Below are 24,953 nucleotides of genomic sequence, written 5' to 3'. Positions count from 1 at the left end.
TGCTCAGCATCGGCTCAACAGGATCTCCGCCAGCTTCACCGGCTCGCTGATCATCGCGTTATGACAGGTATCGAGTTCGATCACTTCGTCCACACCGCCCAGGTTGCCGATGAATTCGTGTTGCACCTTTGGCCGCAACGCACGGTCGCGTTGCGTCAGCACCCAGCTCATCGGTACGCGCGGTAATGTCGAGCGATCGACCGGTTCCGTTGTCACTCGGGTGCTTTCTGCGCATAGACCCGCGACCACGCGCTGCTTCTGCTCCCGCGTCATGCCATTGGCAAATACCCAGCGCGCAATGAATGCGGGGAGCGGTGCGCTAACGGCCGTGCGCCGCGCCGCTCGCGAGGCGATCAGATTCATCGGCGCATGCAGTGTATCGAGCACGGTTTTACCGTCAGGCGGGATGCAGCAGGCGATGAAAACCATCCGTTGCACGAGCGCGGGCCCGAGCCGCGCAGCCACACCGGGCAACGTGATCCCCGCCATCGAATGGCCGACCAGCAGCACCCGGTCCGGCCGTGTCGCCAGAATCTGCGCCGTCACGCTCTCGACGCATTGTGCGATGGTCAGCGTCGCCAGATTGCCCGGTTCGTTACCGTGGCCGGGCAGATCGACGGCAAGTACCTGCGCTGAAGGATCGCGCGCGCGCAATGCGTCGACGGTCGGCTGCCAGCATGTACCGCTATGCTGGCCACCGTGCACCAGGACGATAGTCGGCTTGCCGCCGGACTTCGGCTTCGCAGCGGAAGTATTGAAGTCCGGTCGCGCCTGAGACGACGGCTGTGCGCTCAATATGCTTCTCTACCGCGCGCGGCGAACAGCGCACGCATGGGCGCCAGAGTCGGCGCATGGCTCGTGAAACCGCCATCGACGGGGAGGGTCGCGCCGGTGATGAACGCGGCTTCGTCCGAAGCGAGAAAGCATACGACGTCCGCCACATGCTTCGGTTCGCCGAGATAGGGCGTCAGATGGCCGTCGAGAATCACCGCCTTGATGTCGTCGGGCAGCGGATGCGCGCCACCGTTCTCCGCGACCACGAGACCGATCTGAATTGTGTTCGAGCGAATCCCCTGCTTGCCGTACTGCGCGGCAATCGACTTGCTCAGGATCGTCAAGCCGGCTTTCGACGCCGCATACGCGCTCAGGGTGAAATCACCCTGCGCGCCAAAACCGGACGATGCATGAATGATCGAGCCGCCGCCCACTTTCAGCATCGCGGGAATCGCGTGCTTCGAACACAGCATCGGGCCGCGCAGATTGACCGCCATCGCGCGATCCCATGCTTCGACTTCGACGTTGCACACATCGCGGTCGCCGCTGCGTTGTGCGGCGTCGAGCACGGCCGCATTGTTGTGCAGGATGTCGATGCGTCCAAAGCGCTCCAGCACCGCGGCGATCATCGCCTTGACCTCGGCTTCGGACGAGACGTCGGTGCGCAGCCCCATCGCGTGTTCGCCAATCGATGCGGCGACGGCTACCGCGGCATCGCCGTCGATATCGACCACGGCCACGCGCGCACCTTGTGCCGCGAGTCCGCGTGCGCACGCGGCGCCGAGTCCGCCGCCGGCACCGGTGACGATCGCGACTTTTCCGTCAAGCTTGCCGCCGGACTTTTCGCTATGTTGATGCAAAGTTTGCGTACCGCTACCGCTAGTCATCTGCTCAGTCTCCAGTGAAAACAGGGGTGCGCTTTTCCTTGAAGGCTAGCGCGGCTTCCTTTACGTCGTCGCTCGGGGCAAGCAGCGCGAACAGGTCGAGCTCGCGATCCAGGCCGCGCCGCAGATCGAGTTCGAGCGCGGCGCGCGCTGCCTGCTTGACGTAGATCGTGGCCGCCGGCGATTTCGCGGCGAGCCGGTCCGCGAGCGTCTGCACTTCGGCGATCAGACTCTCGGGTGTCGCCGAAATACGCGTGACGAGGCCAATTTCCTTTGCTTGCTGCGCGCTCATGCGGTCGCCGGTCAGGAGCACGTCGAGCGCGCGGCCATGGCCGACCACGCGCGCGAGACGCTGCGTGCCGCCGCCGCCCGGAATCAGGCCGAGGCCGGTTTCCGGCAGCGCGAGCACGGTATCGGGCGACGCGAAGCGGATATCGCAGGCGAGCGCGATCTCCAGTCCGCCGCCCATGCAGAAGCCGTGCAGCGCGGCGAGGACCGGCTTCTGGACCTGATCGAGCGCCTCGATCCAGCGCGAGCGTTCCATGCGCCGCCGCACTTGCAGCGACGATTCCGAGCCGCGCTTTTCCTTGATGTCCGCGCCCGCACAGAAGCCGCGCGGGCCTTCACCGCGCAGCATGATCACGTGAACGTCGGGATCGGTGTCGAGGAGTTGCAGCGCCTGCGGCACGCCACGGCGAATGTCGTCGTTGATCGCGTTGATCTGTTCCGGCCGGTTCAGCACGATCCACGCGGTCTTGCCGCTGCGCTCGACGCGCACGGTAGGGTTGATCGTCAGCCCGTTCATGGTGGGGATCCCCTCGTGGGTAGTCAGCATTTAACGGGGCGCCTGAAATTCTTCGAACTCGAACAGTTGGCCGTCGAGCTCGGCGGGGTGGATCCGAATCAGCGAACGGCCGCCCACGGCTTCGGACGATTCGACCCAGTCGAAGCCAATGCCGCGCGCCTTCAGTTCTTCGGCCTTGACTTGCAGGCCGTTCACCGCGATCCGCACGAAATACGGGCCCGGCCCCCAGCTATTCAGATAGCGGCCTGCCTCGCCGTCCCAGCGGGTCGCCTCGAGCACGTCTAGCGACGCGCTGTTGGGCAGCGTGAAGCCCATTCGCGCGCGCCGGTAGCCTTCGCCGACCAGGGTTTCCACCGCGCCGACCGGTTCCCAGTCGAGATTCGCCGAGCAGCGGCGCAGGGTGTCGTCGAGATTGCGCACGAGAAAGCCGCGTGCGGTGACACGCACCAGTTGGCCCGGCTGCAGATCGCGTGGTTGCGGCGCGGGGATCGCGAAAGTGTCGGGCGGCAATTGCAGCGGCTCCATCGGCATGATCTCGATGCACAGGCCGCCGTCCACGGAGGGTTCGTACTCTGGGCGCTCAGGCGTCACGCCGACCCACAAGCGGTCGAAGGGCATTTCCGGGGTGCGCTGCGCCATCCGGAACGGCAGGCGGCGGCGCATCAGGCGCTCGACGGTCTGCTCGAACTTCGGACCGTGCGCCGCCACCACGATCGAGTGCGTGAGGATCGGCCGGTGCTTGCCCTGAAACGCTTCGAGGCTCTGCAGAAAATGATGGAACGACGGGTCGCCGGGATTCGGGCGATCCAGATGCACTTGCGGCTCGACGCGCGTCGGCGCCACCGCCAGCGACTTGTGCACGCGCAGAAAATGGGCGATGTACGGATGGTTGTCGAACGCCTGGCGCCAGTTCGGGTGCTTGTGAATTCCCAGCTTGCTGACCAGCAATTCGGTCATTCCGTCCGGGTCCGGAACCATCATGTCGGCGGTCATCAGCAGATCGAACATATCGGTGAATCTCCAAAAAGTGTTGGATGAACAGCTTGTCAGGACGCCTCACGGACCACCGGTGCCGCGGCGCGCAGGCGGGTGGCCGAGGCAGCCGAGGTGGCGATTGCGGGCTGGGTGGCGCCGGAGGGTTCGGTGCCGGAATCGCCGCGCAAGCGCTCGGCTTTCGGCCGCAGCAGGAAATAGGAGAGCGCCGGAATCAGCACGAGGGCGCCGACCATGTTCCACAGGAACATGAAGGTGAGCAGGATGCCCATGTCGGCCTGGAATTTGATCGGCGACCAGACCCACGTGACGACGCCGCCCGCGAGCGTGAAGCCGACCAGCATCACCACCTTGCCGGTGAACATCAGCGCATCGCGATAGGCCTCGCGCAGCGTGGCGCCGGCGCGTTGCCGCGCGAGTTGCACGGAGAGGAGATACAGCGCGTAATCGACACCGATCCCGACGCCGAGTGCGATCACCGGCAGCGTGGCGACCTTCACGCCGATGCCGAGCAGCACCATCAGCGCTTCGCACAACACCGAGGTGAGCATCAGCGGAATCAGCGCGACGACCACGGCGCGCCACGTACGGAAGGTGATGAAGCAAAGGATCGCCACCGACGCATAGACCAGCAGCAGCATCTCGCGATTGGCCTGTTCGACGACGATATTGGTCGCTGCGTCGATGCCGGCCGAACCCGCGGCAAGCAGGAAATGCCGCTCGGGCGTGTCGTGCACCGCGGCGAAATCGTTCACCACGTGCACCAGGCGCGTCAGCGTCTCGGCCTTGTGGTCGCTCAGGAAGACCAGCAGCGGTGCGACCGTGCGGTCGGCGTTGGTCAGCTCGGGCATGGCCACCACGACGTTCGAAAACGCATCGCCGGAGACGAACGGATCGCGATTCACCGTCAGCCACTTGGGCGAGCCTTCGAAGTTGCCGGCCGTGTACTGCCGCACCACGCTGGCTGCCGACACTGTGCCGCGCACGCCTTCGGTCTCGCGCAGCTTCGCTTCGAGGCGGTCCATCTCGGTCAACGTCGGGAAGCTCTCCACGCCACCGGCCGGTGTCTTGACGATCACAGCGAAGACATCGCTCGAGAGGTTGTAGTGCTGGTTGATGAACGCGTTATCGCGGTTGTAGCGCGAGTTCGTCTTCAGTTCGGGTGCGCCGGAATCGAGGTCGCCCACCTGCAGATGCGTGCTGATCGCAAAACCGCCGATGAACAGCAACAGCGCGCCGATCATCGCGCCAATGGCCCAGCGGCGGGTGGAAAAGCGGTCGAAGGCCTGATAGCTGCGCACCACGAAGCCGCGCTTCGCTTGCGGATCGGCGCTCAGGCGCGCGCGTCGCACCGCGGACCGGCTCACGCCCGTGTACGACAGCAGCACCGGCAGCAACACGAGGTTGGTGAAGATCAGCACACCCACGCCGATGCTGGCGGCGAGCGCGAGATTGCGGATCACGGGCACGTCGATGATCATCAGCACTGCGAAGCCGACCACGTCGGCGAGGAGGGCGGTCAGGCCGGCGAGGAACAGGCGCCGGAACGTATGACGGGCGGCCGCATAGCGATGCACGCCACGCGCGACGTCGCGGGTAATGCCGTTCATTTTCTGCGCGCCGTGCGAGACGCCGATCGCGAAGACAAGGAAGGGCACGAGGATCGAATAGGGGTCGATCGAGAAACCGAGCCACTGCACGATACCGAGCTGCCAGATCACGGCGGCGGCCGAGCACAGCACGACCAGACCCGTGCTGCGCAGGCAGCGCGTGTACGCATAGAGCGCGAACGCGGCGATCAGCGCGGAAATACCGAAGTAGATCAACACGCCGTCGAGACCGTCGATCAGGTCGCCCGCCAGCTTCGCGAAGCCGACGATGTGAATCTTGACGTTGGGGGTTTCAAGCGAGCGGATCTGCTTTTCCAGATCGTGCGAGAGCTCGCGGTAATTCAGCGGCGCGCCGGTGGCCGGGTCCTTGTCGAGCAGCGGCACGAACACCACGCTCGAACGTTCGTTGTTGGCGACCACCGAGCCGCCGATGCCGGCGCGTGCCACGTTGCGACGTAATTCGTCGAGGCTCTTCGTGGAGCCGTCGTAGGCTTCGGGCATCACGGGGCCGCCGCGAAAGCCGTCTTCGGTGATTTCGGTCCAACGCACCGACGGCGTCCACAGCGACTTCATGTACGCGCGGTCCACGCCGCGCATCAGGAAGACTTTGTCATTGATCTTTTGCAGCGTGCGCAGATAGTCGGCGTCGTAGATCGAACCGTTGGTGTTCTCCACCGAAATTCGCAGCGAGTTGCCGAGCGCACGTAATGACGCGGCGTTGTCGAGATAGTTACGCACGAACGGGTGCGACTGCGGAATCATGTTCAGGAAGTTCGCGTTGACTTCCAGGCGTGTCGCGCGCACGCCGAACAGCGCCGTCAGAAACACGCAAACGATCACGATGAGTGCGCGATGATTGAAAATCAGCCGCTCGACCGGACCGCCTGAACGGCGGTCGAAAGGCTGCGCCGGTTGCGGTTGATCCTTCGCTGCGGACTGATCGTGTGGGTTATCCATGCTGAACACCTCTAGTGATGCAATTCAATGGCGTCTCTCGCGCCCGCTGCACTTACTGCGCTGATTGCGCCTGTCCGGCTCAGCGCCGCGCGCCGATCGCCTCAACGCTCATACCGCTCGAACCGCCGAGCGCGACGCGATCCGCGCCGTCCGCGGCGATGCCGGCGAACAGCATCGGCGTATCGGCCGAGACGCGCTGGAAGGCGCCGCTAACCGGATCGGCGACCAGCAGCATCGCGCGGCTGCCGCAGATCACGATGCGGCCATCGCCAAGCACGGTGGCGCCGTTCAGCGTCGAATCGGTGCCGGTGTCGGCTTTTTGCCAGCTGTTGCCCTGGTCGGTGCTCTGATAAACGGTGCCGCGCAGGCCGAAGGCAAAGAGCCGCTGGTCGTTGCCGACGATGCCGAAGAAGCTGCCGCTATAGCCCGATTGCAGCCGCTTGAACTGGCCGCTCGCGCGATCGAGCCGGAACACGGTGCCGCGTTCGCCGGCGATATACACCTCGCCGCCAATTCCGCGAATCGCGTTCAGATTCAGGAAGTCGGGGTTGTCGATGTGCCCGAGGCCGGGCTGCCAGGTCTTGCCGCCATCGGTCGTCATGGCGAGCGAGCCGAACGAGCCGACCGCATAGCCCTCGGTGGCGTTGTCGAACCAGACATCGAGATAAGGCAACGATGGGCCCGCTTTGGCGTTGTTTTCTTCCTGCTTCTGATACGCGGCGGCATTCGCGTCGCCGCGTGCCACTGCGTCCCGGTAATAGGCGACGAAGCGCTCGTTGGAGACGCGTCCGTCGAGCTGTCTGGTCCAACTCGTGCCGCCGTTCGAGGTATGCAGAATCACGCCGTCGTGGCCGACAGCCCAGCCTTGTGAGGGCGTGGGGAAGGCCACTGCCGTCAGATCGCTTTGCACCGGACTGGGGACCTGGCGCCAGCTGTGCCCATGGTCGTCGGACACGACGATCACGCCCCGCTGGCCCACGCCGACGAGGCGCGGACCCGCGCTCGCCACCGCGGTCATCGGCCGGGTGGCGGGTGAGACGGCGGTGTCGGCGGGCGCGTCGAGCGGATCGACAAAGCGTGCGGCGTGGGCCGCCGGCGGCTCCGCGCCGGCCGTCGCGGCGAGCGCCGAAGCACTCGCGAGCGCCGCGACGATGGCTGTCAGACATTGCACTGACCGGAAAGTCATGGGGTAAGTCTCCGCATACACAGGTTGCGAACGCATTGGCAACACATTGACCCTTCTTCGACTGTGCAGGCAGCGCGCTCGCCGGATCGATGCCCGGTTCCAGCGAGCACGCGCCGCGCCGTTTAGCGCACGCCCGCACTTTGCAGTGCTTGCGGCGTGTAGTACGCCTGGTTCGGCAATTCGTCGTAAGGGATCATGTGGGTGACCGGATCGCCCTGATCCGCGATCACCGCGTAGTTGCCCTTGGTCAGGTCGTAGACCACCTGGATTGGCTGGCCGACGCGCGGTTTGTCGTAAGGAACGATGTCCAGCGTATAGGCGGTACGGTAGAGCGCATTGCTCTGGTCATACGCGTCATACGCCACGATCAGCCACGTGTCTTCGTCGATGTAATACGTGCGATGGCTGTAGACATCACGCTGACCCGGCTTGAGGGTCGCCTCGACCACCCACACCCGATGCTTCTCCCAGCGCACGACATCCGGATTGGCGAACTTGTCGCCCACCAGATTCGGCGACTGATACGCGCGATAGTTGTTGTACGGCACGATGATTTCTTTCTCGCCCGCCAGCTTTAAATCGAAGCGGTCCATCCGGCCCTGGAAGCCGCCGATTTCGTCGAACAGCAGCGTGCCGCCGATGCCCGCCATGGGCGTGTCGTACTTCAGTTCCGGCGCCACGCGCACGCGCCGCTGACCCGGCATGTAGATCCAGGTGGTGTCGTCCTGGTCGCCGTTATTGACGCTGTATTTCGCCAGATACAACTGACCGACCTGCGAGGCAGGGCCGTAGAAGCTGGTGTAGGTCAGGCGGAAGTACACGTCGTTCAGTTTGGTCGCATTGCGGTCGTAGAACGGGTAGATAAACCTCGATTCCTGATCGCCCATCAACGTCTTGTGACCGGCCTCATCGACAAAGATGGTGCGGAAGCGGAAGTCGGTACGCACGCCCTGGTAGCGCATATTCTGATTCCACATCACCTCATAGCCGTCTTTCGGAATCGGGAACGGGATGCAGCCGAACGCGCCTTCCACGCCATCGCCCTTGACCTTGCCGACGAGCTTCGCCGTGGTTGCGCAGCTCACCGTGTTCTTCAGCACCCAGTCCGGATAGGTCATCGTGCGACGCGTCTTGTAGACGTCGACGCGAAAACCCGGGAAGCGGTCGAGCAGCGCCTTGGTGCCAGGCGTCAACGCGTCGGCGTACCTGGCCTGATTGGCCTTGGTGATCGACTCGATCGGCTTGTCATCCTTGAACGGATCGGGATAGCGGCCGCTGCCGGGCTTGAAGTCGGCGGGGATGGTCAGATCCTTCACGCCGCCTGTGTAGGCAGGGATCGAACCGTCCGCGTTGGCGGCTTTCTGTGCGCCGAATTCGGTGAGCCTGCCGCCCAGCTCTTTGGCTTCGTCGGCGCTGACCGCCGCGAGCACAGGCCCGCTGGCGGCGACTGCCGTCGCCATCGTTGCCAGTACCATTGCGAGTTTCATGCTTGTCTCCAGAATGTGTGTCGGAAAAACCAGCTGGTGCGAGACGGCTTTTTATCCGGCGCTTGAGGGCGTCCGTGACAGAAAGCGGGCGCGACCGTCGCCCGTCAGAATGAAGAAGAAAACGTCAGCGAAACCCAATTCCTGTCGTTGTAGAAATACGGACCGTTGCCTGTTGCGTAATACGAAGGGCCGCCGCTCGGCAAACCGTTGGCGGCGCCGAAGTTGGTCTGGCCGCCCGTATGCGAGTGATAGCCGTTGTATTGCAGCGTGACGTTGTATTTGTTCTGGATCAGTGCGTGCAGGCCGAAGGTGTAGATCATCGAACCCTGGTTGGTGCCGCCCAGACTCGGCGTATTGCCCCACAGGCCGTACTGGATGAACATCGGCGCGTCGATGTCGACGCCCGGGAACACCTGCAGCCATTGCGGATCGAACTGCACCGCCAGCGCCACCGAACTGTTGGTCGAGCAGCCGGCCCACTTGCTGCCGGTCGGACATTCGGCCGAGTTGTCCACGCCGTTGTAGAGCGCGCCGTTGCTGGTGGTCTTGACCTTCTGCGTGAAAGCGATTTCGGCCAGCGCGCTGCCGGTGTTCCAGAACGGTGTGCGCGACAGGCCCGCCAGCACGTTGCCGATCACGTTGACGACGTCGCCGCGTGCGCCTTGCTGGCCGCTCAGGTCGCTCGCCAGTGGACCGGTGCCGCTGTTCAACGCGGTGTTATGCCGGTACGACACTTCGAATCCCGTGCTGAAGTCGCCGATCTGCCGGTCGAGACTCATGCCGTACAGCTTCACGTCAGAGCCGTAGGCCAGGTGATAGTTGGTCGCGCCGGTTGCCGGGTTCACGCCCAGCAATACCCACGGCTGCGTCTCGGTCAGATTGCGGTAGTAGAAGCCGAACGTGCCGCCGAGCCATTGCGGCGCCCATGTGACCTTGGCGCCGTAGTCGTTATGAAAGCCGTTGTTCGGCATCACGTCGGAGCCGCGCGGCACCGCGCCCTGCAACAGATTCGGCCCCTGGAAGCCGAAGCCGACCGTGCCGAGATACGTGCCGCCTTCAGGCAGACGGGTCGGCATGTATTCGGCAAAGTATTGCGCGGCGAGTCCGATCGTCGGTGTGAGCTGGGTCTCGAACAGGATCTGCGCGCGCGGGATCGCCAGCTCCTTGGCCTGCGTGCCGGGCGAGGCGGCGCCCTTGATGTTGTCCGAGGCGTTCTGACCGTAGTTGATGCCTTCCGTGCCGAAGATCAGCGCATTGCCCCAGTACTGGGTCAGACGCCCGACCTTGATTGCGCTCGGCTGGCCGTTGATCTCGAACTTGTAGAACACGAACGCATCCAGCAGATTCGCGCCTTGCTGGTAATAGCGCTCGGTATAGCTGCTGTAGTGATTGCCGCTGTACGAGTTCAGGCTCGAGTACGGCACGCCAGGGTAAGCCGAGCCCGGGTTGTTGCTCACGCCGCCGCCGTACGCGAAGTCTTTCCAAAGTGAGGCGCTCACGCGGAAACCGAACTTGTCCTGATAGATCGCGTCGAGTTCGCTCAAGTCGGACACGCGATTGGTCACGATGTCGCCGGCGTGCTTGAACTTGTAATCCGATTCGCTGTAGAGCGGGTTGTTGCCGATCCCGTCGTTGATGCCCTGCGCACGCATGCCCAGGTTGTAGCTGATCGTGTTGTCCCAATTGATGTTCAGATCGGGGTTCGAACTGAGTTGCACGGCGCTGGCCGATGCGGCCCAGCATCCCAGAGCCATCGCGATACCGAGGCTCATCCGGTTTTTTTCGAATCTGGCGCAGCTGCTCATTCCCTTCATCTCCTTGTCTCCGTAGCTCCCTGGCGGGGCTGGGTTTTTGTTTGACGCTGGTGACGGCACGGTGCTGCTGGCCTCGTGGGTTCCACGCTGCCGCCCAGGGAATTACACACAGTGTTCAACTCTGTGCAGTCTGCTCGTCGGGACTCGTTAGATTCGCCTGGATTCGGAATTGAATTCTATAGATAGAATTTCGACTCCGACTCTCTCGTTTTCCCCTATTCGAGACAAATTCAGCGAAGTTGTTCATATCCATTTCGATGGTGGGGGCAAGGAAGCTGCGTGGCGTAGCGTCAGAAGACGGAGATGCCGCCCATTTCCGCAGGTGAAAGGTGCGCCGTCGGGTAAGGTCATTGGCCTTGCATCTTTGATTGGATGCTTATGTGGCAAGGCCTTCCGGGCAATGGCGAGCATCGGATGCGCGTGTGGAGAGGCTGCGTAGCGCGCAGTCCGGCGCAGGGCATCAATGGGGCGGCGCGCGGAATAGACAGCAGGACGTGTGATGAGGCGTGGGGGTTGCATGCTCGGCAGTCGGGAGGTAATGCTGGCCGGCCGGACCGTCTGCCGGAAATTTCTTAAATTGATCACCAGAATCGAACCTGTTCAAGTTGTCCGCTATCAGGAGTTACCCGGTCTCGCGGGGCTTCTTGAGCAACCGTCTCCAGAGATACCCTGGAGGTATCGCCTAATAAGAGACACATTGAAGAGATATGTTCATAATATTCGGGAATTGGCCGTGCGAGCCGAAATGGCGCCGCTGCCGGCGACGGGCAAAACCGTGAACTTGTCACAGGAACGATCGATGGCTTTTCGTGAGCATTACGACTATGTGATTGTCGGAGCAGGCTCGGCGGGCTGTGTGCTGGCCAACCGTTTGTCGGCGGATTCGGGTGTGTCCGTGCTGCTGCTCGAAAGCGGTCCGCCGGATCGCAGCGCGCTGATCCACATGCCGCGCGGCATCGGCAAGATCCTGAGCCCGGGCGGCCCGCTCGTGTGGAGCTATCGCGCCACCCAGCGCAGCGGCGGCGGCTCGGAAGACTGGTTAAAAGGGCGCACGCTCGGTGGCTCGAGTTCGGTCAACGGTATGGTGTATCTGCGCGGCCATCCGCGCGATTACGACGACTGGGAAGCAGCGGGTTGCACCGGCTGGGGCTGGGCTGAGATGGGCCGTTGCTTCAAGGACATGGAAGATCACGAGCTCGGCGAGGCGCAGTGGCGAGGCGCGGGTGGCCCGCTGAAAGTGTCGATGCATCCGTCGGGCGATCCGCTTTGCGAGGCGGTGATCGAAGCAGCGGGGCAGAGCGGTGTGCCACGAGTCGCGGACATCAATGCGGCTGCGGATGCGGCGATCGGCTACCAGCCGCGAACCATCTGGCGCGGGCGCCGCTGGAGCGCTGCCAAGGCGTTTCTCGATCCCGTGCGCGGCCGTGCGAATCTCGATATCCGCACGGGTGTCGAGGTCGAGCGGATCAACTTCAGCGGCAAGCGCGCCACCGGCGTGTCGCTGCGTACGGCCGAGGGTTCTGTGCTGACCGTCAATGCGCGGCGCGAAGTGCTGGTGAGCGCGGGCGCGCTGAATTCACCGAAATTGCTGCAACTCTCCGGTGTTGGCGACGGCAAGCGATTGCGCGAGCTCGGCATCGACGTGGTTGCCGACCTGCCCGCGGTGGGTCGCAACCTGCGCGAGCATCGCCCGATCATGCTGAGCGCGCGCGTCACGGGCGGCAGCCTGAACCGGCAGTTTCGCGGCTGGCCGCTTGTCGCCAACATGTTCCGCTACCAGTTGCGTGGCGCGGGCCCGATGACGCATGCGGCGCACGAGGTCTGCGCCTTCGTTAAAACGAACCCGGAACTGACGCGCCCGAATGCGGAGATTGGCGTCGGCCTGTATTCGCTAACGGTGAAAGACGGCAAGATCGCGATCGACACGCAACCCGGCATGACCTGGGTGGCCTATCTCACGCATCCCCAGAGCCTCGGCAGCGTGAGCATCACGTCGACGGATCATGCCGCGCCGCTCGCCATCGACGCCAATTATCTCGACACCGAACAGGACCGCCGCCACAGCGTGGAGCTGGTCCGGCTGATCCGCCGCATGCTGCGTCAGCCGGCACTGGGTGGCCATTTTGCCGAGGAGACTGCGCCGGGTCCCGCGTTCACCTCCGATGAGGAACTGGTCGAGGCGTACTTCAAATTCGGCTCGACCGCCTTTCACGTGTCCGGCACCTGCCAGATGGGCAACGACGATGCCGCTGCTGTCGATACGAAACTGCGGGTACGTGGCGTCGAACGCCTGCGGGTGGTCGATACGTCGATCATGCCCACGCTGATCGCCGGCAATACCAACGCGCCCGCCATGGCGATCGGCATGCGCGCGGCTGAACTGATACTCGGCGAGCCATGAGCGTGGCCTTGCTGCCCGCGCTCTCGCCATCTGACAACGACTAGGACGGAGACATCGAATGAACGATTTTGCGGCGCTGCCGAAGCAGTTTACCGAACAGACGCGGCTCTTTATCGGCGGCGCATGGGTGACGCCGCAAGGCGGCGAGCGTCAGCCCGTGTTGAATCCCGCCACCGAGGAAGTGATTGGCGAAGCGCCGGTTGGCGGGTTGCATGAAGCCGAAGCGGCGCTCGCCGCTGCGCGTGAAGCATTCGATCGCGGGCCATGGCCGCGCATGTCGCCGGCCGAGCGCGCCGGTTTTATGCGGCGCATGCATGCCGCGTTGCTCGCGCGTGCCGATCGCATCAAGGCGTTGCAGATCGTCGAAGCGGGCGCCACGCGCGCACTTGCCGAAACCATGATGTTCGCCTCGCCGATGAAGATTGTCGAAACCGCGATCGAGCGCTCCCTCAACCAGGTGGCGCGCCATCTGCCGATTACGACCGAGCTCAATCCATTCGATCCCGCCGGCGCGCAATTGATCGGCAGCGGTGTCGTGGTGCGTGAAGCGATCGGCGTGGTGTCGGCGATCACGCCGTTCAACGCGCCGTTTCTCACCAACCTGGCCAAGCTGTTTCCCGCTTTGCTGGCCGGCAACACGGTCGTGCTCAAACCGTCGCCGCATACGCCGTTTTCGGCGCTGCTGTTCGGCGAGGCGGCGCAGGAAGCCGGGTTGCCGAACGGCGTGCTGAACATCGTCACCGGTAATGCCGACGTCGCACAGATGATGACCGCGGATGCACGCGTCGACATGGTGACGTTCACCGGCTCGGAGCAGGTGGGCGCGGCGATTCTGGCGCAAGGCGCGCCGACCATCAAGAAGACGCTGCTCGAACTCGGCGGCAAGTCGGCGTTGATCGTGCGTGAAGATGCCGACGTGCAGAAAGCCGCGATGGAAGGCGTGTTCCAGGTGTCGACCCATTGCGGCCAGGGCTGCGCGCTGGCGACACGTCATATCGTGCACAACGCGATCCGTCCCGCGTATGTCGAAACCATGCGTGCGATTGCGGCGCAGTTGAGCGTCGGCGACCCGGCGGCGGCCGGCACCGTGGTCGGACCGCTGATCCGCGAAGCGGCCCGCAGCCGGGTCGAGCGCTTCGTGCAGCAGGGGCAGGACGAGGGTGCGCGGCTTGTGGCCGGCGGGCGGCGGCCAGCTCATCTGGACCGGGGGTTCTTCTACGACGTGACGATTTTCGACGGCGTGACGAACGATATGTCGATCGCGCAGGAGGAGATCTTTGGCCCCGTAGCCAGTGTGATCGGCTTCGATAGCGACGAAGAAGCGGTGCAGATTGCCAATGACAGCCGCTATGGCCTGTATGGCGGAATTCATTCGCGGGACCCGGCGAGGGCCTATGAGATGGCGCTGCGCTTGCGCACCGGCGGCGTGGTGATCAATGGCGGCCTGTATTCATTGATGGACGCGCCGTTCGGCGGATATAAGCGATCCGGGCTTGGGCGCGAGTTCGGCGAAAACTGGCTCGCTGAATATACACAGGAGAAGTCGGTGCTGTTCCGGATTGGGGTTTGATTCTCAGTTGTAGTGGGTAACAGACTTCCGCCAGCAGACGTTCGCGACCGGAGGATCGAGCGGATTCGAAAGCCATCACGATTCTGACAGTGATATCGAATTCAACGTTCGAGTGGGTGACGTCGATCGTCGAGAGAATGACGCCACAGACCTGCTGGGTTCTGATTCAGGAAATCGTGCCGGGTAGTCGTGTGGTGCGGCTGGCGGGTTCGTCCATCTCCTTGCGAACCTGGCGGGCATTCTCGCGGCCGGGCTCACGGGGTGGCTCGTGCAATACGGCGGCGGCTATCGGGTCGCATTCTGCTTCGCGGCAACGCTCGCGGCGGCCGGCGCGTTGGGCGTGATCGTGTTGCTGCGGCCGTTCAATGCATCGCATAAGAGGAGCGCGGACGGGACCGTCGCCATGTAGAGACATGCCGCATCGAGCCTGAGGTGGCCAGCCCACCCCGAAGGTCCGTACTCAGGGTCAACCCGAATTGCCACTCGGCCTCCTCACGCCTATCTTTCTACATCATACGTATGACATAGAGAGCAAATCGTGGCGACTTTGCACAGGCAGGTCCTGAATCAGATGGGCGAGCAGATCTGTTCAGGCAAATTCATGCCCGGCGACATTCTTCCCGCCGAACCGGTTCTGGCCGAGCAGATGCAGGTGAGCCGCATCACCATCCGCGAGACGATGAAGTCGCTCTCCGCGAAGGGCATGCTGCAGGTGCGCCGCCGCTACGGCACGGTGGTGCTGCCGCGCGCGCAATGGCAGTTGTTCGACCCGGACGTGATCATGTGGCGTGCGCGTGCGGGCGCCGTCGAGCCTGGCCTCATCGAAGATCTGATGGAGCTGCGCATGATCATCGAGCCGAACGCAGCCAGGCTTGCCGCGAAACGTGCAACTGACGAAGACCGCAGTGCGGTCCGGCGAGCTTTCAAGGCAATGGAGCGCGCAGTCGCCGGCCACGGCGAGTACGTTCCCGCCGATCTCGCTTTTCACGGCGCCATCCTTGTCGCCTGCCACAACCAGTTCGTTCAGCAGATGCAGAACGCGTTGTCGGCGATCCTGCGCACCAGTTTCGAACTCAGCTCCGAAATCGCCGGAGGACCGGCCCGTTCGCTGCCGATGCACGAGGCACTGTGCGTCGCGATCGAGAAGGGTGATCCCGAGGCGGCGGAAGCGGCGGTGCTCACGCTCATCAGGCGCGCCGAGCAGGACTTTGAGGATCGCGCGGTGCTGAACCGAACCGCTAACGACCAACCGGTGTAGCGACCCCCGTAACCCATTTCATCGCGACCGTCATGACGATCGCGAGGGGCGCACTCGCGCCTCATTTCTGAACATCGAGAGGAAAAACCCATGACACAGTTATTCGATCTGAGCGGCCGCACGGCGCTCGTTACCGGCTCGGCGCGCGGCATCGGTTTCGCGCTTGCGGAGGGACTGGCGGCAGCCGGTGCGAACGTCATCCTGAACGGTACGCGCGCCGACACGGTCGCGGAAGCGGCCGCCCGTCTGAGCGATAAGGGTTTCAGTGCGCAAGGCCGCGCCTTCGACGTCACCGACGAAGGCGCCGTAGCCGAAGCATTCACGCAGTGGGACAAGGACGGCGTGCAGGTCGATATCGTGATCAACAACGCCGGCATCCAGTTTCGCAAACCGCTCGTCGAACTCGAACTGAGCGACTGGCAGCGCGTGATCGACACCAATCTGACGAGCGCTTTCATCGTCGCGAAGCAGGCTGCACGACGCATGATCGCGCGTGGCGCGGGCGGCAAGATCATCAACATCGGCTCGCTCACGAGCGAAGCCGGGCGCGCGACAGTCGGCGCGTATACGGCGGCGAAGGGCGGCATCAAGATGCTGACCCGCGCCATGAGCGCCGAGTGGGCGGCCTCGAACATTCAGGCGAACGCGATCGGGCCGGGCTACATCCTGACCGACATGAACAAGCCGCTGATCGAGAACGCTGCTTTCGACGCATGGGTGAAGAGCAGCAATCCGTCGCAACGCTGGGGCAAGCCGGAAGAACTCGTCGGTACGGCGGTGTATCTGGCTTCACCGGCATCGAGCTACGTGAACGGCCAGATCATCTACGTCGACGGCGGCTGGCTGGCCGTTCTTTAAATGCAGATCCACGCGAGTAGAGCAGAACAACCCGCCGCTCGCATCAGATAGTTCGCGCGCCACACCGGTCCGGAGACATCATGGAAAGCGTCAAACCCGTAGCAACTCAACGATGGTGGTATCTGATGCCCATCATCTTCATCACGTATAGCCTGGCCTATCTCGACCGCGCGAACTACGGCTTCGCCGCCGCAGCCGGAATCGATAGGGACCTCGGCATCTCGCACGGTACGTCGTCGCTGATCGGCTCACTGTTCTTTCTGGGTTACTGCCTGTTTCAGGTGCCCGGTGCGATCTATGCACAACGCAATAGCGTCAAGAAGCTGATCTTCTTCAGCCTGATTCTGTGGGGACTGTGCGCGGCGGCGACCGGCATGGTCAGCAACATTCCAATGCTGATGGTGCTGCGCTTCGTGCTCGGCGTGGTGGAGGCCGCGGTGATGCCGTCGATGCTGATGTACATCAGCCGATGGTTCACGCGCAGTGAACGCTCGCGGGCCAACACCTTTCTGATTCTCGGCAATCCGGTGACGGTGCTGTGGATGTCGGTGGTGTCCGGTTATCTGGTTCGCAGCTTCGGCTGGCGCGAGATGTTCATCCTCGAAGGCATGCCGGCAATCGCATGGGCGGTGGTCTGGTGGTTCACGGTGAAGGACCGTCCGGCCGACGCACCCTGGATGAGCGACGCCGAAAAGACCGAACTCGAAGCACGCCTGACGGCCGAGCAAGCCCATATTGCGCCGGTGCGTAATTACAAGGCGGCGTTCCGTTCGTCGATCGTGATCAAGTTCTGCGCGATTCACGCGCTGTGGAGCATTGGCGTGTACGGCTTCATCATGTGGCTGCCGTCGATCCTCAAAGCCGCCTCGACGATCGATATCGTCTCGGTCGGCTGGCTCGCGGCTGTGCCGTATCTCGCCGCGATCATTCTGATGCTGCTCGCGTCGTGGCTGTCGGACAAGACGCGCAACCGCAAGCTGTTCGTGTGGCCGCTGTTGCTCGTCGGGACGATTGCGTTCGTCGCTTCCTATCTGGTCGGCGGCTCGCACTTCTGGATTTCGTTCGCTTTGCTGGTCATTGCGGGCGCCACGATGTATGCGCCGTATGGCCCGTTCTTCGCACTGGTGCCGGAGCTGATTCCGGGCAACGTGCTGGGCGGTGCGATCGGCCTTATCAACGCATGCGGCGCGCTGGGCGCATTCCTCGGATCGTGGGTGGTGGGCTATCTGAACGGCGCGACCGGCAGCCCGGCGGCTTCGTACATCTTCATGGCGGTCGGTTTGCTGCTCTCGGTCATCCTGATGATCACCGTGCCCGCGAATGCTGACGAGCACGCGAAACGTGACGCTTCATTGTCGTTGCATCGCACGTAACGCAATGAATCGCACGTACCAGTCCTGCGTTCCCGGCGCTTCAATCCGGGCAGGGCTGCGAGCTGCCTGCCGGTACGGCAGGCTACCCAATCAAAGGGACTGCTGATGAAATTCCAGGGCACCTCCACCTTGAGCACCGGGCCGGCGCGATCTACCGTCGCGACCAAAGCCACGAAAAAACGTTTCGTCGTCGGTTTCCTGCTGTTCCTCGGCATCGCCGTCAACTACATGGACCGCAGCAATCTTTCGCTGGCGGCTCCGCTGCTCGGACGCGACCTGAATCTGAGTCCCGTGCAGCTCGGGCTGATTTTCTCGGCGTTCGGCTGGTCGTACGCGATTCTGCAGATTCCAGGCGGCATGCTCGTCGATCGCGTGAAACCGCGCATCCTGTATGCAATCCTGCTGTGCGGATGGTCGGTGGCAACCTGCCTGCAGGCGGCCGTGAACGGCTTCTCGGCGCTGTTCGGTTTGCGCGTGCTGCTCGGTACGTTCGAAGCGCCTTCGTATCCGATCAATAACCGCGTCGTCACCACGTGGTTTCCCGAGCGCGAGCGCGCTACTGCGATTGCGTTTTACACCTCTGGGCAGTTTGTCGGCATCGCATTTTTCATGCCGCTGCTCGTCTATATTCAGGCGACGTTCGGCTGGCGCGGCATGCTGTTTTTCACGGGCGCCGCAGGCGTTGTGTACAGCATGGTGTGGTTTATTTTTTATCGCGACCCGAAGGACAGCAAGGCCGACGAGGCCGAACTCGATTACATCCGGGACGGTGGCGGTCTGGTCGATGCCGGCGAGCAGGGTGGGGCCCGAAAAGGCGGCTGGGCCGATTTCAGACATGTGCTGAAGAATCGCAATATCTGGGGCGTGTTCATCGGCCAGTTTTGCCTGTCGTCGATCCTGTGGTTCTTCCTCACCTGGTTCCCGACCTACCTGGTCAAGTATCGCGGGATGACGACCATCAAGATGGGATTCATGGCGTCGGTGCCGTTCCTCGCGGCCTATGTCGGTATTCTGTGTTCAGGTTTCCTGTCGGATTTTCTGCTTAGACGCGGGTTCTCGGTCGGCTTTGCGCGCAAGGTACCGGTCATTTCCGGGCTGGTGCTCGCAACGTCGATCGTTGGAGCCAACTATGTTCAGGACCAGACCGCTGTCATTCTGTTCATGTCGCTGGCTTTTTTCGGTAACGGCATGGCGTCGATCACCTGGGCGTTTGTCTCGGCGCTCGCGCCGAAGAGCCTGATTGGCCTTACCGGCGGAATGTTCAATTTCATGGGCAATCTCTCGGCCATCGCCGTGCCGATCGTGATCGGCATGCTGGTCAAGGACGGACATTTCGAGTCGGCGCTGGTATTCATCGGGTCCCTGGCGCTCATCGGGGCGCTGTCTTACGCATTTATCGTCGGCAAGGTCGAACGTATCGTGTTGCCCGAATGATTCGCGTGAAGTGGCGTGATCTTCGAGGTCAACGAAATTATTGAAACAGGAGTCGTTTATGGAAGCTCGCGCCTGCGTTTTGCACGCAGAAAAGGATTTGCGGATCGAGGCGGTCGAGGTGGCGGATATCGGGGAGAACCAGGTGCTGGTTCGCATCGGCGCCGGCGGAATCTGCGGGTCCGACCTGCACTATTACCTGCATGGCGGCTTCGGCGTCGTGCGTGTGAAGCAACCGATCGTGCTCGGTCATGAAGTCGCGGGGACGGTCGAGGCGATTGGCGCCAAGGTCACCCGCGTCAAGCCGGGCGATCGCATTGCGCTGAATCCGAGCCGCCCGTGCGGACATTGCAAGTTCTGTCTCGCCGGAGAACAGCAGCATTGTGCGGACATGTGGTTCTACGGCAGCGCGATGCGAGTCCCGCACAGTCAAGGCGCGTTTCGCGAGCTGATCGCCGCCGAGGAATATCAATGCGAGCCGGTCGGGACCGCGGTTTCGCTCGGCGAGGCGGCCTGTGCGGAACCTTTGGCCGTCGCGCTGCATGCGGTCAGCCAGGCCGGCTCCGTGACCGGCAAGCGCGTGCTGGTGACCGGTTCTGGCCCGATCGGCGCGCTGGTCGTGGCGGCCGCCCGCCATGCCGGCGCGCTCGAAGTGGTCGCCACCGACATCCACGACGCGCCGTTGAAGAAAGCTACGGAAATGGGCGCGACCCGCACGCTCAACGTCTCGATTGAGCCGGGTCTGAAAGCGGATGAATTCACCGCGGAGAAGGGCTATTTCGATGTCGCGATCGAATGTACTGGTGCGGCGGCAGTGCTGAAGGACGTGATCCCGGCATTGCGTCCGCGCGGCACCATCGTGCAGGTCGGCGTCACCGGTGACGTGCCGATTCCGATCAACGCGCTGGTCGGCAAGGAAATCCGTTTGCAGGGTGCGTTTCGCTTTCACGGTGAATATGCGCTGGCCGCGCGGCTCATCAAGGAAGGCCGCATCGACGTGAAGCCGATCATCACCGCCACGCTGCCGATCGAGCGCGCGATCGAAGCATTCGATCTCGCAGCGGATCGCAGCACGCAGATGAAAGTGCAGATCACGTTTTGACGAAGAACCCGGCAACGCGCGTCCGATTCATTGATTCGATTTTGGCAGACAGAACATGGCAACTCTGATTACCGATGTAAAGATCATCCTGACCGCGCCGGAAGGCATCAACCTGATCGTCGTGAAGATCGAGACCAGCCAGCCCGGCCTGGTGGGCCTCGGATGCGCGACGTTCGCCTACCGGCATGTGGCGGTGAAGTGCCTCATCGAGGAATATCTGCGGCCGTTGCTGGTCGGCCGCGATGCCGAGGCGATCGAAGAACTGTGGCAACTGATGCATCAGAACGCGTACTGGCGCAACGGCGCGATCGAGAACAACGCGATCTCCGGTGTCGATATGGCGCTGTGGGACATCAAGGGCAAGATGGCGAACATGCCGCTCTATCAACTGTTCGGCGGCAAGTGCCGCGAAGGCGTGCCGATCTATCGCCATGCGGACGGCCGCGATCTGAACGAGTTGTGCGAGAACATCCAGAAGTATCGCGAGCAGGGCATTACGCATATTCGTTGCCAAAGCGGCGGCTATGGCGGAGGTGGCTTCGGCAAGGCGCCCGCGAGCGCGCCCGAAGGCGCCGCGGACGGGGTGTATCTCGACAGCAGAAAATACATGCGGGAGACGCTCAAGCTGTTCGACGGCATTCGCAGCAAAGTCGGTTTTGACGTCGAGTTGTGCCATGACGTGCACGAACGTCTGAAGCCGGTGGAAGCGATCCGCTTCGCGTGCGAGCTTGAACAGTACGAACTGTTCTTTCTCGAGGACGCGATTGCGCTCGAGGAAGGCGAATGGATACGCCAATTACGGGCCAAAACGACCACGCCGTTGGCGCAGGGCGAGTTGTTCAATAACCCGTACGAATGGCGGTTTCTGATTACCGAGCGGCTGATCGACTTCATCCGCGTGCATCTGAGCCAGATCGGCGGCATCACGGCAGCGCGCAAGCTGCAGATATTTGCCGAACAGTTCGGCGTAAGGACCGCATGGCACGGTCCGGGCGACATGTCGCCGCTGGCGCATGCGGCGAACATTCATATCGATCTCGCCGCACGCAATTTTGGCGTGCAGGAATGGTCGGGGACCGAGCCGCCAAACTTCGTGATTCAAGAACTCAAAGGGCCGCGAGAGGCCCTGCTGGATGTTTTCCCAGGCTTGCCCGCGTTCAGGAATGGGCACGTCTATGCCAATGAAAAACCGGGCCTGGGCGTCGATATCGACGAAACCGAGGCCGCGAAATATCCGTGCGAAAACACCGTGACGACGTGGACGCAAACGCGCCTGAAGGACGGCACGCTGCAGACGCCCTGAACGAGTCAATGTCGCCGGCTTGCGGTCAGTGTGGTTGAAATCGATCGTGCCGGCGGCGCAGTTCTTCGTAGCCAATCCTCCCCGCAACACCCCGCCAGCCGCCAGGACTACGATTCCCCGCGCGGCATCCCCGAACCAAGCCCCATAAAATCGTCAGATCAGCCCGCCCAACCCCATGTGAAATGGGACGTCCGGCCGACACGCCATTAAGTCAACCCGCGAATCCACTTGATCCCGCCGTGCATGCGCTGCCTCTTTTGCGAGCCGACATCGACGACCGTACAGATCAGGTGACGACCGACCCGGAAGCGATCCGCTGGCCCGCAGCCAGCCCCGCGCCGTCCGTGCCGTCGGTGGCTGCGACCGTGCTCGATACTTCGCCGTATCTGCCGCGGCTGTCCGCCGCCGCGGCGAGCGGGCTGACGCACGCCTATGCGGCCCTCGCGCCCTTGCCGTTGACGCTCGGCGGTGTCGACTATCAGGTGCGATGGCGCGTCGATGCCGAGCCGGTGCTCGACGCGAACGCGTATCGCTTTGTCGTCGGCCCGGCGTACGGCACGCTATGGATCGACCCGTCGGCCGAGGCGGCATGGCTGGGCGATGCCGCGGACCCGTCGGTGCCGGCGGTGTTGCGTGCGGCGTTGCTCGCGGACCTGTGCGCGCCGCTCGTCGCCGCGCTGCAAACGCTGACCCGTCAACGTGTCGAGCTATTGCCGCCGGCCGCCGGGCCGGACGCGCGTGTCGGGTCGCATCCCGAGGGGACCAACGGCGCCGGGTCGTCGAGGTTGCGCAGTGCGCCTGCCACGTTGCGCTTTGAATTGCGCCGCAGCGATAACGAGTGGCGTTGCCACGGCGCGCTGCTGTTCGATGCGCCCGATGCGCTTGGCGTGTTCTTCGCCGCGTCACCGCAAGCAGCCGGGAGCTTCGCCGCGTCGCGCGCCATTGCCGCGCAGAAAAACGCAGCGGCATTCGCGGCGTTACCCGTGCCGCTCGCTTTCGAACTCGGCCGCACGAGCCTGACGGCCCAGGAACTGGCCGACGTGCTGGCCGGCGACATCATCGCGATCGAACACTGGCGCGCGGAGGGCCAGAGCCTGCTGTGCGTCGCGCGAGTCCCCGCTGAACCGGCGTGGGAAATCACCGGCCGCCCATCGGGCAACCGGCTAGTCGTTGAACGAATCAGGGAGATGCCGTTGGAACCTTCGCAATCGTCCGAAGCCCCGCGCACGCAGCCGGCCAGTCCAGAGGAGAGCGGCGCCGCGACGTCGGCCGCGCGTCACTTCGACGGGCTCGCCGTCGAAGTGACCTTCCAGTTACCGTCCTGCACGATGCCGCTCGGCGAGCTCAGTGTGCTGCAACCCGGTGGCGTGATCGAACTGCAGCAGGGCATCAACCAGAGCGTGATCAACATCGTCGCTAACGGGATGCTGGTCGGCACCGGCCATCTGATTGCGGTCGGCCAGAAGCTCGGCGTGCGCGTCACCACGCTGACGCCGCCGGCTGCCCAGGCGCCACGCGAGCGGCAGGATGGGTAATCTGCCGAATCCGGTTTCGCTGATCGCCGTCATTGTCGCGCTCGGCGTGGCGCCATTCGCGGCGCTGATGGTAACGAGCTACACGAAGCTGGTGGTCGTGCTCGGCCTGCTGCGCTCGGCGCTGGGCATTCAGCAGGTGCCGCCGAACATGGTGCTCAACGGTATCGCGCTGATCCTGTCATTGTTCATCATGGCGCCCGTCGGTATGAATATTCGCGACGCGCTGCAGGCGCGCAACTTCAACGCCTCGGCGCAGCTATCGACTGCGGACCTGGGCGCGCTTGCCGATGCCGCGCTGCCGCCGATCAAGGATTTTCTCGTCGCGCACACGCGGCTGCGCGATCGCGAATTTTTCGTGAAAACGGCAACGAGCGTCTGGCCGAAAAACCGCGCGGACGGTCTGCAGAACGACGACCTGCTGGTCCTTGTGCCGAGCTTCACGCTCGCCGAGTTGACCAAGGCATTCCAGATCGGTTTCGTGATTTATATCGTCTTTATCGTGGTCGATCTGTTGGTGGCGAACATTCTGCTCGCGCTCGGCATGCAGATGATTTCACCGACGACGATCTCGGTGCCGTTCAAACTCCTGCTGTTCGTTGCGCTCGACGGCTGGTCGCTGCTCGTGCACGGCCTTGTGCTGTCGTACAGGGTGGCGGGATGACACGCGTGGCGCGCCTGGCGTTCATCGCGCCGCTCGCGGGCGCATGGCGGCGGCATGGCGCGCCGCTCGTGGGCATGCTGCTGCTGGCTGCGCTGTTGCCCGTTTCAATAGCAAGCGGCGCAGTCACGGACGCAGCCGGTGCGACGCAGACAAACCGGCGCGTCGGCTTCACGCAGCTCGCCCATGATTGCGCGCCGAACGTCGACCCCTACACCTTGTCCGCGCTCGTGCGTACCGAATCCGGCTTCAATCCGTTCGCGATCGGTGTGGTGGGCGCGCATCTCGAACGGCAGCCAGCGTCGCTGGTCGAAGCGCTTGCCACGGTGCGCGAGCTTGAGACGCTCGGCTACAGCTATAGCGTTGGTCTCTCACAGGTGAACAACCGCAACTTCGCGAAGTACGGCGAAACGGCGGCGACGCTTTTCGAACCGTGCCGCAATCTGCGCGCCGGGGCGGAAATTCTGAGCGAATGCTTCAGTCGTTCGAGCCGTGCGTCCTTCGATCAGCAGGCCGCGTTGCGCGCTGCGTTGTCGTGCTATTACAGCGGCAATTTCACCACGGGTTTTTCCACCGGCTATGTGCGTCAGGTTCTGGTGAATGCGCGCCGCGATGCGTTGCATGGGGGGATCGAGCCGATCCCGGTGGTGCGTGACGCGAAAGAACCGCCACGCACTAACGCGTTCTATCGACCCGGCCAGAGCGCACCACAGTCCGTGGCGGTGTCGGTCCAATCTTCCCTTGCACAGCCGCAGTTCAAGCCGGTCAGCGACATGAAACGCAGCGCGCCGTCGTGTCACGCGCACCCGCTCGTCACCGTATGCCGGGGCTTGAGTGCCGCGCAGATACGCGCGCTGTGCGTGCGCTGCCTGGATTCGCACTAGCGCGGTCAACGAACGGCAAGCCGTCTCAACGATCAGTACGAACGCCTGGGAGCACCCTCACGGCGCGCGG

Annotated in this window: 20 protein-coding genes; 12 read left to right on the top strand and 8 right to left on the bottom strand. The window is 63.3% G+C overall.

Annotated elements, in window-relative coordinates:
- Positions 1-3 precede the first annotated feature (3 nt).
- The 8 genes from ACUN0E_RS32435 to ACUN0E_RS32400 form a co-directional block, all read right to left on the bottom strand.
- Positions 4-795, bottom strand: coding sequence for an alpha/beta fold hydrolase (locus ACUN0E_RS32435; RefSeq protein ID WP_445569142.1), 792 nt, complete (start codon positions 793-795; stop codon positions 4-6).
- The gene (locus ACUN0E_RS32430; RefSeq protein ID WP_445569141.1) at positions 792-1,661 is read right to left on the bottom strand and encodes an SDR family NAD(P)-dependent oxidoreductase; all 870 of its coding nucleotides are present in this window, start codon (positions 1,659-1,661) and stop codon (positions 792-794) included. The genes ACUN0E_RS32435 and ACUN0E_RS32430 overlap by 4 nt, the downstream gene beginning before the upstream one ends.
- A gap of 4 nt (positions 1,662-1,665) precedes the next feature.
- Positions 1,666-2,493 (bottom strand): enoyl-CoA hydratase/isomerase family protein, encoded by an 828-nt coding sequence (locus ACUN0E_RS32425; RefSeq protein ID WP_445569140.1) that lies wholly within the window; start codon positions 2,491-2,493, stop codon positions 1,666-1,668.
- Positions 2,494-3,471: a lactoylglutathione lyase gene (locus tag ACUN0E_RS32420; protein ID WP_445569139.1), complete on the bottom strand. Its 978-nt coding sequence runs from the start codon at positions 3,469-3,471 to the stop codon at positions 2,494-2,496.
- Between the two features lie 38 nt (positions 3,472-3,509).
- Complete coding sequence (locus tag ACUN0E_RS32415) at positions 3,510-6,023, bottom strand: efflux RND transporter permease subunit (RefSeq protein ID WP_445569138.1); 2,514 nt, start codon at positions 6,021-6,023, stop codon at positions 3,510-3,512.
- Positions 6,024-6,102: 79 nt separating this feature from the next.
- Positions 6,103-7,209, bottom strand: a complete 1,107-nt coding sequence (locus tag ACUN0E_RS32410; protein ID WP_445569137.1) for a WD40/YVTN/BNR-like repeat-containing protein — start codon at positions 7,207-7,209, stop codon at positions 6,103-6,105.
- A 122-nt stretch (positions 7,210-7,331) separates the two neighbouring features.
- Positions 7,332-8,696 carry a DUF1329 domain-containing protein gene (locus tag ACUN0E_RS32405; protein WP_445569136.1) on the bottom strand — a complete coding sequence of 455 codons (1,365 nt, stop codon included), beginning with the start codon at positions 8,694-8,696 and terminating at the stop codon, positions 7,332-7,334.
- 104 nt (positions 8,697-8,800) lie between these two features.
- Entirely contained in the window at positions 8,801-10,501 is a 1,701-nt protein-coding gene (locus ACUN0E_RS32400; protein WP_445569135.1) for a DUF1302 domain-containing protein, read from the bottom strand.
- 808 nt (positions 10,502-11,309) lie between these two features.
- Between ACUN0E_RS32400 and ACUN0E_RS32395 the strand changes: the two genes are divergently transcribed.
- The 12 genes from ACUN0E_RS32395 to ACUN0E_RS32340 all read left to right on the top strand — a co-directional run bounded on the left by ACUN0E_RS32395 (position 11,310) and on the right by ACUN0E_RS32340 (position 24,883).
- Positions 11,310-12,911 carry a GMC family oxidoreductase gene (locus ACUN0E_RS32395; RefSeq protein ID WP_445569134.1) on the top strand — a complete coding sequence of 534 codons (1,602 nt, stop codon included), beginning with the start codon at positions 11,310-11,312 and terminating at the stop codon, positions 12,909-12,911.
- Positions 12,912-12,969: 58 nt separating this feature from the next.
- On the top strand, positions 12,970-14,481 hold the full coding sequence (locus tag ACUN0E_RS32390) for an aldehyde dehydrogenase family protein (protein ID WP_445569133.1): 1,512 nt from the start codon (positions 12,970-12,972) through the stop codon (positions 14,479-14,481).
- A gap of 268 nt (positions 14,482-14,749) precedes the next feature.
- Positions 14,750-14,890, top strand: coding sequence for a hypothetical protein (locus tag ACUN0E_RS32385; RefSeq protein ID WP_445569132.1), 141 nt, complete (start codon positions 14,750-14,752; stop codon positions 14,888-14,890).
- A gap of 129 nt (positions 14,891-15,019) precedes the next feature.
- The gene (locus ACUN0E_RS32380) at positions 15,020-15,739 is read left to right on the top strand and encodes a FadR/GntR family transcriptional regulator (protein WP_408223489.1); all 720 of its coding nucleotides are present in this window, start codon (positions 15,020-15,022) and stop codon (positions 15,737-15,739) included.
- Between the two features lie 90 nt (positions 15,740-15,829).
- Positions 15,830-16,597 carry an SDR family oxidoreductase gene (locus ACUN0E_RS32375; protein ID WP_445569131.1) on the top strand — a complete coding sequence of 256 codons (768 nt, stop codon included), beginning with the start codon at positions 15,830-15,832 and terminating at the stop codon, positions 16,595-16,597.
- Between the two features lie 80 nt (positions 16,598-16,677).
- Complete coding sequence (locus ACUN0E_RS32370) at positions 16,678-17,970, top strand: MFS transporter (protein WP_408519204.1); 1,293 nt, start codon at positions 16,678-16,680, stop codon at positions 17,968-17,970.
- A gap of 105 nt (positions 17,971-18,075) precedes the next feature.
- Positions 18,076-19,404: an MFS transporter gene (locus ACUN0E_RS32365; RefSeq protein ID WP_445569130.1), complete on the top strand. Its 1,329-nt coding sequence runs from the start codon at positions 18,076-18,078 to the stop codon at positions 19,402-19,404.
- Between the two features lie 58 nt (positions 19,405-19,462).
- On the top strand, positions 19,463-20,503 hold the full coding sequence (locus ACUN0E_RS32360; RefSeq protein ID WP_445569129.1) for an L-idonate 5-dehydrogenase: 1,041 nt from the start codon (positions 19,463-19,465) through the stop codon (positions 20,501-20,503).
- Positions 20,504-20,558: 55 nt separating this feature from the next.
- Positions 20,559-21,806 (top strand): enolase C-terminal domain-like protein, encoded by a 1,248-nt coding sequence (locus ACUN0E_RS32355; protein ID WP_445569128.1) that lies wholly within the window; start codon positions 20,559-20,561, stop codon positions 21,804-21,806.
- A 239-nt stretch (positions 21,807-22,045) separates the two neighbouring features.
- Positions 22,046-23,341 (top strand): type III secretion system cytoplasmic ring protein SctQ, encoded by a 1,296-nt coding sequence (gene sctQ, locus ACUN0E_RS32350; protein ID WP_445570562.1) that lies wholly within the window; start codon positions 22,046-22,048, stop codon positions 23,339-23,341.
- Positions 23,334-24,002 carry a type III secretion system export apparatus subunit SctR gene (gene sctR / locus ACUN0E_RS32345; protein WP_408223476.1) on the top strand — a complete coding sequence of 223 codons (669 nt, stop codon included), beginning with the start codon at positions 23,334-23,336 and terminating at the stop codon, positions 24,000-24,002. Before sctQ ends, sctR begins: the two co-directional genes overlap by 8 nt.
- 74 nt (positions 24,003-24,076) lie before the next feature.
- Positions 24,077-24,883 (top strand): lytic transglycosylase domain-containing protein, encoded by an 807-nt coding sequence (locus ACUN0E_RS32340; RefSeq protein ID WP_445570561.1) that lies wholly within the window; start codon positions 24,077-24,079, stop codon positions 24,881-24,883.
- Positions 24,884-24,953 lie beyond the last annotated feature (70 nt).

This window comes from Paraburkholderia sp. D1E, assembly GCF_052682275.1.
The sequence above is the reverse complement of the archived record's forward strand: the minus strand, read 5'-3'. Positions and strand labels throughout refer to the sequence as shown.